Annotated in this window: 7 protein-coding genes; all 7 read left to right on the top strand. The window is 63.2% G+C overall.

Features of this window, described 5'->3' with window-relative positions:
- Window positions 1-482: 482 nt before the first annotated feature.
- Complete coding sequence (gene mraZ, locus ACWF6P_RS31250) at window positions 483-914, top strand: division/cell wall cluster transcriptional repressor MraZ (RefSeq protein WP_003941779.1); 432 nt, start codon at window positions 483-485, stop codon at window positions 912-914.
- Window positions 915-1,104: 190 nt separating this feature from the next.
- Window positions 1,105-2,118 (top strand): 16S rRNA (cytosine(1402)-N(4))-methyltransferase RsmH, encoded by a 1,014-nt coding sequence (rsmH, locus tag ACWF6P_RS31245; protein ID WP_230813526.1) that lies wholly within the window; start codon window positions 1,105-1,107, stop codon window positions 2,116-2,118.
- Entirely contained in the window at window positions 2,115-2,759 is a 645-nt protein-coding gene (locus ACWF6P_RS31240; RefSeq protein ID WP_378547129.1) for a hypothetical protein, read from the top strand. Before rsmH ends, ACWF6P_RS31240 begins: the two co-directional genes overlap by 4 nt.
- Entirely contained in the window at window positions 2,756-4,630 is a 1,875-nt protein-coding gene (locus ACWF6P_RS31235; protein ID WP_452623628.1) for a peptidoglycan D,D-transpeptidase FtsI family protein, read from the top strand. The genes ACWF6P_RS31240 and ACWF6P_RS31235 overlap by 4 nt, the downstream gene beginning before the upstream one ends.
- 179 nt (window positions 4,631-4,809) lie before the next feature.
- Window positions 4,810-6,441 carry a UDP-N-acetylmuramoyl-L-alanyl-D-glutamate--2,6-diaminopimelate ligase gene (locus ACWF6P_RS31230; RefSeq protein ID WP_452623627.1) on the top strand — a complete coding sequence of 544 codons (1,632 nt, stop codon included), beginning with the start codon at window positions 4,810-4,812 and terminating at the stop codon, window positions 6,439-6,441.
- The gene (locus ACWF6P_RS31225) at window positions 6,441-8,042 is read left to right on the top strand and encodes a UDP-N-acetylmuramoyl-tripeptide--D-alanyl-D-alanine ligase (protein ID WP_452623626.1); all 1,602 of its coding nucleotides are present in this window, start codon (window positions 6,441-6,443) and stop codon (window positions 8,040-8,042) included. Before ACWF6P_RS31230 ends, ACWF6P_RS31225 begins: the two co-directional genes overlap by 1 nt.
- A complete protein-coding gene (gene mraY / locus ACWF6P_RS31220; RefSeq protein WP_003941699.1) occupies window positions 8,039-9,121 on the top strand; it encodes a phospho-N-acetylmuramoyl-pentapeptide-transferase in 1,083 nt (360 codons plus the stop codon). The genes ACWF6P_RS31225 and mraY overlap by 4 nt, the downstream gene beginning before the upstream one ends.
- Window positions 9,122-9,124: the final 3 nt, after the last annotated feature.

Genomic DNA, 9,124 nt, shown 5'->3' with positions numbered 1-9,124 from the left:
CCGCCACACGCATTGGTGTGGGTGTCGTCCTGTGCGCTGGCGGGGTTACCGGCGAATCAGTGACGCGCGAGCGAATCACTCGTCACCCTGGCTACCCGTAGACGTGCCCACGGGCTTCCTCCACTTCGCTCCACCCGGTCCTCCACTTTCCTCCACCCTGGCCGAACTGCCACGCGCGACCAGACCTCGTCCAGCTCACGTCTATTCGAAAACCGTGCTTGTACTGCGATTTTGTCCGGGGGGGCGACAAATCGTGGCGTGAAGGCTCGATATGACGGTGATGTGGGCCGGGACACGGTTGCAAATTTCCCCCACGTCTCCCCACCTGCGCTGACCTGCTATTTATCAGCAAATGATGCTGAATAGGGACCATGTGCTCCTTGTTTGTGGGGGAAAGTGGGGTACTGTGGGTTCGGGCGGAGAGCTGAAGCACTATCCGCTCGATAGGGAGGGTTTCAGCGCAAGCTCGCAGGAGGTGTCGAGTGTTCCTCGGTACCTTCACGCCGAAGCTCGACGACAAAGGTCGGCTCACGTTGCCGGCAAAGTTCCGAGACGAACTGGCAGGAGGATTGATGATCACCAAGAGTCAAGATCACAGCCTCGCCATCTACCCCCGGGACGAGTTCGTCAAGCTCGCTCGAAAGGCAGCGGCAGCTCCACGCAATGATCCGGCAGCTCGGGCGTATGTACGTGCCCTGGCCGCCGGCACAGATGAACAGCACGCCGATGCCCAGGGGCGAATCACCCTCTCGGCTGATCATCGGCGTTACGCAAACCTGTCGAAGGAATGCGTAGTGACCGGCTCCGTCGATTACCTCGAGATCTGGGATCTAGCAGCCTGGGAGAGGTATCTCGGAGACAACGAAGAGGACTATTCGCAGGCAACAGGCGAATCTCTCAGCGAGATCGTCTAGGCGAAGAGCCCCCGGCGAATGCCGCGAGGCCTCTGCCCGGAAAGACCCTGACGCACTTCCCCAGCGCCAGGTTCTCCTTCGGGCAGGGACCTCGAAGCATTCGCCTTCTCGAACAGTCATCGCCTTCTCGGAAAGTCAGCAACTTTTCGAAAAGTCATCGGAAATCATGAAAGTAGGAGCCGGAGCAATCATGGTGGATCACGAGGTGAACGAACCCTCGGATGCCGATGGCTTCGCACACGTCCCTGTACTTCTACATCGCGCCGACGATCTTCTCGGCCCTGCCATCACAGCCGTCGGTGACGGTGGTGCGGGCGCCTACATGATCGATGCGACGTTGGGGCTCGGCGGCCACTCCGAATTCTTCCTCGGCAAGTACCCGGGCCTTCATCTCATTGGTCTCGACCGTGACACCAATGCACTCCGCATCGCTTCCGAGCGTCTGGCGCCCTTCGCAGACCGAACCACGTTCGTGCACACCACGTATGACGGGATCGAAGACGCGCTCGAACAGGCCGGTCTGCCGTCAACGGAGTCGGTTCACGCGATCCTCTTCGATCTGGGTGTGTCGTCGATGCAACTGGACGAAGCCGACAGAGGTTTTGCGTACTCGATCGACGCCCCTCTCGACATGCGAATGGATCAGACGGTCGGGCTGACCGCGGCCGAGGTTCTCAACACCTACAGTCACGGCGACCTTGCTCGCATTCTGAGCACGTACGGCGAAGAGAGATTCGCCGGAAAGATTGCGTCCGAGGTCCTTCGGCAGCGTGAGCGTGAACCTTTCACCACCAGTGCAGCTCTGGTCGAGTTGCTCTACCGGACAATCCCGGCAGCCACGCGACGTACCGGTGGACACCCGGCCAAGCGCACCTTCCAAGCGCTGCGGATCGAAGTCAATGCCGAGTTGGACTCGCTTCGTGCAGCGGTGCCTGCCGGGCTCGACGCACTGGCAGTCGGTGGACGAGTGGTGTTCATGTCCTACCAGTCGCTCGAGGATCGAGTTGTGAAGGCGGAGTTGGTTCCCCGCTCCAAGTCCACCAGTCCTGAAGGTCTGCCGGTCGAGTTGCCGGGAATGGGACCGGAATTCCGCATTCTCACCCGTGGCGCAGAACGCGCGTCCGAGCAGGAAATCGAAGAGAACCCACGATCAGCTCCGGTGCGTTTGCGTGCCGCAGAACGCATTTCCAGGAGGCGAGCATGAGTGGTCAGGGCAAATCCGGTGCAGCGCAACGCGCATACGAGAAGCGCACCGCACGGGCGGCTGGTCGGACCGGAACTGCCGCTGCTGCCGGCCCGTCGATCTCCCCTCGGGCGATGCTCAAGGGACGAGTACCGTTCGTGGCCTCCGTCATCGGACTGCTGTCGATCGGTCTTGCGGTGACTCTGCTGCTGACCACTCGCGCTGCCGAGGATTCGTACCAACTCAGTGATGCGCGTGCTTACAACCAGTCTTTGGTCGAGCAGAAAGCAGCGCTCGAACGTGACTTCCAGTCGCGTAACTCGGCTCCGGAGTTGGCAAATCAGGCCAGCGCTCTCGGCATGGTTCCGGCCAAGGATCCTGCACGCCTGGTGGTGCATCCGGATGGTTCGGTCGAGGTCGTCGGAACGCCGACTCCCGCGACTGCCGGAGCTATGCCACCGCTTGATGCGCCCACGTCGGTCCCCGCACCGACCTCGACGCCACCGCGCACCACGCCGCCTGTAGTCCCAGGAGCCACGCCGAGCGTTCCGAATAACACGCGAAACCTCGCGCAGAGTGAACAATTGGTTCCTGTGATCCCCACAACGACAGCACCCGCCACCACGACGGCGGTGCCTGCTCCGCCTGAGGAACGTCGGTGAGTCAGAACCCCCGTAACAACCCCGGTCGGCGTCCGCGCCGCTCGGCTACCGCCTCCTTCCCGTTTCGCCAGCGAGTCGGTCGTATCACGATGTGTGGTGCGCTCGCCGTTGCGGCATTGCAGCTCTTGTGGATTCAGGGCATCGATGCGCCGAGTCTGGCCGCGGAGTCCGCGAATCAGCGAACCACGACGCAGGTCGATCCCGCCGTACGCGGCTCGATTACCGACCGCAACGGAAATCCTCTCGCGTTCACCATGGAAGCCAAGGCGCTGACCTTCCAGCCGGTGCGGGTACGCAAGGAGCTCGAGGAAGCGCGCGCCAAGAGCATCGAGCAGGGCGCCGAGGGCGCCAAGCAGGCGCCGGAAGTGAGCGATCGCCTCGCTGAGATCGCAGCCGGAATCCACGCCAAGCTCGGCGATACCGTTCCGGAAAAAGATCTACTTCAGAAGATGAACAGCAACGAAACTTTCACCTACCTCGCGCGCAGCGTGGACCCGGCAGTTGCCGCCGAGATCTCGGACAAGTTCCGGGAGGTCGGGCTCGAGCGACAGGACATCCGCGAGTACCCCGGTGGCTCTCTGGCCGCGAATCTCGTCGGCGCGACCGGTTGGGACGGGCACGGGTTGCTCGGCCTCGAAGATTCGATGGACTCCACACTCGCCGGAACCGATGGATCCGAGACCTACGACCGCGGTTCGGACGGGGCAGTGATCCCCGGTAGCTGGCGTGACAAGCAACCGGCCGTCAACGGTTCGGGCGTCGAACTGACCATCGATTCGGATCTCCAGTTCTACGTTCAGCAGCAGGTTCAGATCGCCAAGGACAAGTCAGGCGCAAAGAACGCCTCGGTTGTGGTCATGGACTCCAAGACGGGGCAGGTGTTGGCCATGTCCAACGACAGCACCTTCAACCCCGCGATCGGCATCGACAAGAACGCGCCGACAGTCGAAATGGGCAATCCGTCGGTCAGCACACCGTTCGAACCTGGATCGGTGAACAAGATCGTCACCGCTGCAGCGGCCATCGAGGACGGTAAGACAACTCCGGATGAAGTTCTGCAGGTCCCGGGCAGCATCACGATGGCCGGCGCCACAGTCAAGGATGCGTGGGATCACGGTGTGGCTCCGTACACCTCTACCGGTGTGTTCGGAAAGTCCTCGAACGTCGGCACCTTGATGCTCGCTCAGCGAGTGGGCGAGGATCGCTACGCAGACATGCTGAACAGGTTCGGCCTCGGACAACGCACCGACGTCGGACTTCCCGGCGAGAGCGCGGGCAGCGTTCCGAGTCGCGACCAGTGGTCCGGCGGAACCTTCGCGAACTTGCCGATCGGTCAGGGTCTGTCGATGACAACCTTGCAGATGACGGGGATGTACCAGGCTATTGCCAACGACGGTGTGCGAATTCCTCCGCGGATCGTGAAGTCGACTGTCGATTCTTCCGGCGCTCGAACCGAGACGCCGCAACCCGAGGGCGTCGAGGTGGTCAGCGCCCAGACAGCCTCGACGGTTCGGGACATGTTCCGATCGGTCACTCAGGAAGACACGGGTAACCAACGAGGAACGGGTGTTGCCGCGGGCGTCGAGGGATATCAGGTCAGCGGCAAGACGGGCACCGCGCAGCAGGTGGATCCCGCGTGCAAGTGCTACTCCAACTCCAACTACTGGATCACCTTCGCGGGAATCGCGCCCGCGGACAATCCTCGATTCGTGATCGGAATCATGCTCGACGCCCCGGTTCGCGGCGTGGACGGCGGGGGCGGTCAATCGGCAGCGCCGTTGTTTCACAACATCGCCTCGTGGATGTTGCAGCGTGACAGTGTTCCGATGTCGCCGGACCCCGGTCGCAAGTTGGTGTTGCAGGCGGACTGATTGCGGGGTGTGGGGTTCGACACGGTCTTCGGGTTAATCCCGGACACGGTAATCTCAAACGCCGCAGTAATCTCATTCATTGCAGTGCGCCGCACCTTGCTGGCGCTGCGATCGCCATAGACCGACGACCGACCAACGACCGCCTTAGACCAACGACAATTCCCAGGAGTCGAGTGACAGTGCCGAATCGTTTGCAATCGTCGAACTCGGACGGCGCTCCCGGGACGCGTCCGACACAACCGGTTGCTACCGCGGTCACGGCGCTGTCCGAACTGTCCGGGGCTCGCCTCGAATGGGTCGGACAACCGGGATCACAGTCGCCGGAGGTGGTCGTCAAGGGCGTCGACCTGCGTGCGCAGGGAATCGTGACCGATGACCTCTTCGCTGCTCTGCCCGGTGCCAGGACGCATGGCGCTCAGTTCGCCGTAGACGCACTGGGGCGCGGTGCGACCGCGATCTTGACCGACGAGGCCGGCCTGGAATTGATCGAGGCCGCTGACAAGGCGCCCGACCGTCCCGTTCCCGTTCTGGTTCATCCGAATCCGCGGGACGTGCTCGGCGAGATCTCAGCGGAAATCTACGGCCGACCTTCAGAGAAGATGCAGGTCGTCGGCATCACCGGCACGTCCGGCAAGACCACGACGTCGTACCTGCTCGAAGCAGCGATTGCCGGAGCCGGCCGCAAGCCCGGCCTGGTGGGCACCATCGAGACTCGCATCGACGGCCGCCGGGTCCCCAGCGCGCTGACCACGCCGGAAGCTCCGCAACTGCATGCTCTGTTCGCCGTGATGGCGGAGCAGGGGATCGACACCGTCGTCATGGAGGTGTCCAGTCACGCGCTCGCTCTCGGACGCGTCGACGGCATCCGCTTCGACATCGGCGCTTTCACCAATCTTTCGCAGGACCACCTCGATTTCCATCGGGACTTCGAGGAGTACTTCCAGGCCAAGGCTCGGTTGTTCGATCCCGAGTCGACGGTGCGAGCCGAGCATGCCGTCGTCTGCGTCGACGACGTATGGGGTCGCCGTATGGCCGAGTTGGCCGCAACCGACGAGAGCGATGCAGTGACCACGGTCTCTACCTCGACGGCCGAGGCCGAATGGAAGGTCGGTGCAGTCGAGGTTGCCGAGGACGGCTCACAGACTTTCGAGTTGGTCGGGCCCGACGGACAATCATGGCCGGTCTCGCTTCGCCTCCCCGGGCGATACAACGTGGCCAACGCTGCGCTGGCGCTGACCGTCAGTTTTGCTGCCGGCCTCGACCCGGACGCCGCTGTTCGAGCGCTCGGCACTGTGGATGTCCCCGGACGAGTTCAGCGGATCGACCGTGGACAGAGCTTTCTCGCTGTGGTCGACTACGCGCACAAGCCGGCAGCGCTCGAAGCCGTGATCGCCACGCTGCGCAACCAGGTTCCCGGCCGAGTTGCCGTGGTGGTCGGTGCGGGCGGGGATCGCGACGCCGGCAAACGGACTCTCATGGGCGAAGCGGGTGCGCGAGGTGCAGACCTGCTGATCGTCACCGACGACAACCCCCGTACCGAGGATCCGGCGAAGATTCGTGCTTCGGTGATGCAAGGCGCCATGGACGTGCCCGAATCCGAACGTGGCGAGGTTCGTGAAGTGGGGGACCGGGCGACCGCGATCGAGCAAGCGGTCCGGTGGGCACAGCCAGGAGATGTTGTCCTGGTTGCAGGCAAAGGCCACGAGGTAGGTCAAGAAATCGACGGGGTCAAACACCCGTTCGACGACCGCGAGGTGTTGGGCGAAATGATCAGCCGATTCGCGATCAACACAGCACATGGAGGCAAGTAATGATCCCGATGACGCTCTCTCGGATCGCCGAGATCGTCGGAGGAACCCTGCACGACGTCGACGATTCGTCGACGCAGGTGACTGGAACCGTCGAATTCGATTCGCGCAAGGTCGGCCCAGGTGGGCTTTTCCTCGCACTACCCGGCGCACGTGTCGACGGCCATGATCACGCGGAAGCCGCGGTGGCGGCAGGCGCCGTCGCGGTACTCGCGGCGCGGCCGGTCGGAGTGCCGGCGATCGTCGTTCCTTCGGTGCCGAACGACGGTCCCAGTGCGGTGATGCTGCTCGAACACGACACCGACGGATCCGGGGCCGCAGTCCTGCACGCCCTCGGTCTTTTGGCCCGAGCAGTTGTCGACGAACTGGCGACTGACGGAACAGCAACTGATGGTGGGCTGACGCTGGTCGGTGTCACCGGTTCTGCGGGCAAGACCTCGACCAAGGACCTGATTGCAGCGCTGTTGCGTGAGCGCGGTGAGGTGGTTGCGCCGCCCGGATCGTTCAACAACGAACTGGGTTTGCCGTGGACGGTCCTCCGCGCGGACGCGAAGACTCGCTTCCTGGTCCTCGAGATGTCGGCACGCGGGGTCGGCCACGTCGGCGAGCTGACCGAGATTGCGCCGCCGAAGATCGGCGTCGTTCTCAACGTCGGTACCGCTCACCTCGGTGAATTCGGTTCGCGTGAAGCGATCGCTGTCGCCAAAGGTGAACTGGTGGAAGCACTCCCGTCGGCAGCTGACGGTGGAGTCGCGGTCCTCAATGCCGACGACCGCATGGTCGCCGCAATGGCGAGCCGGACCAAAGCCCGGATCGTATTCGTCGGCCAGTCGGAAGACTGCGACGTTCGGGCGACCGACGTGGTCGTCGACGATCAGGCCCGGGCTTCCTTCACGCTGAACTGTTCGCAGGGTTCGGTGCGTATTCGCCTGGCCGTCCACGGCGAACATCACGTGAGCAATGCCCTTGCCGCTGCGGCTGTCGCACTCGAGAACGGACTCGCGGTTGAAGACATCGCGCGTGTCCTCGAGGGCACGAAGGCAGCGTCCGCGAGGCGAATGGAAGTCACCGAGCGCGCCGACGGCGTCACCGTTGTCAACGACAGTTACAACGCCAACCCCGATTCCATGCGCGCCGCCCTCAAAGCGTTGGTGTCCATGGCACGATCGGATCGGCACTTCGGGCGTCGTAGCTGGGCTGTGCTCGGTGAGATGGGTGAACTCGGGCCGGAGTCGGTGGTCGAGCACGACGCGATCGGTCGCCTTGCCGTCAGGCTCGACGTCAGCAAGTTGATCGTCGTCGGAACGGGCCGCACCTCACGTGCGATGCATCAAGGAGCGGTGATGGAGGGGTCGTGGGGTGACGAGTCCGTCGTCGTGCCCGACGCAGCTGCGGCAATTGCCATCCTCGAAGCAGAACTCGAACCTGGCGATCTCGTACTGGTGAAGGCGTCCAAGTCGGTTGAACTGTGGACGGTCGCAGAAGCGATTCTGGCCGCAACGCCAGGCGCCGACGGCGAGAACACCGGCAGCGAGAACACCGGCAGCGAGAACAACACTGGTGACGAGAACACTGACGGCGAGAACAGCGGGGATTCGCAGTGATCCAGATTCTTCTCGCCGCAGGCATCGCGCTCGCGGTCTCCATCATGCTCACGCCGATCCTGATCAAGGCGTTCTCGAAACAAGGTTTCGGGCAGGAGATCCGAACCGAAGGTCCGGCCAGTCACCAGGCCAAGCGCGGCACCCCGACCATGGGCGGCGTCGCGATCCTGACCGGAATCTGGGCCGGCTATCTCGGCTCGCACCTCATCGGTCTCGGCATGGACAACGCGGAGGGGCCATCGGCGTCCGGGCTCCTCGTTCTGGGTCTGACCACAGCTCTCGGCGGAGTCGGTTTCCTCGACGACTTCATCAAGATCCGCAAGCAGCGCAATCTCGGACTGAACAAGACAGCGAAGCTGGTCGGACAGTTCGTCGCAGCAATTGCCTTCGGTATCTTGGCCCTTCAGTTCCGCGGTGACGACGGGCTGACTCCGGGCAGTGTTCATCTGTCGTACGTTCGTGACATCGCCACCGTCTCACTCGGTTCCGTGGTCTTCATCGCGTTCTGCTACCTACTGGTCAGCGCCTGGTCCAATGCCGTCAACCTGACCGACGGCCTGGACGGTCTGGCCGCCGGGGCGATGAGTTTCGTTCTCGGCGCCTACGTCATCATCACGTTCTGGCAGTTCCGCTACTCGTGTGAGACCAACCCGGGCAAGGGTTGCTACGACGTCCGCGATCCACTCGATCTTGCGGTGCTCTGCGCGGCCGGCGCCGGCGCGTGCATCGGCTTCCTGTGGTGGAACGCCGCACCCGCCAAGATCTTCATGGGCGACACCGGTTCGCTTGCCCTCGGCGGCATGCTCGCCGGGTTGTCCATCACCACCAGCACGGAATTGCTGATGGTTGTCATCGGCGCACTGTTCGTCGCGGAGGCCGCGTCGGTGGTGATCCAGGTGGCGGTGTTCCGGTCCAGCCGACGGCGGGTGTTCCGAATGGCACCGTTCCATCACCACTTCGAACTCGCCGGGTGGGCTGAAACCACGGTGATCATCAGATTCTGGTTGCTGGCGGCTATCGCGTCGGCAATCGGATTGGCACTCTTCTACAGCGAATACCTCGCAGCGCTCGGAGGCTGAAAA

It is taken from the genome of Rhodococcus sp. NPDC055024 (assembly GCF_053608585.1).
Note: the sequence above shows the minus strand (reverse complement) of the source record. Positions and strands in the feature narration are given on the sequence as shown.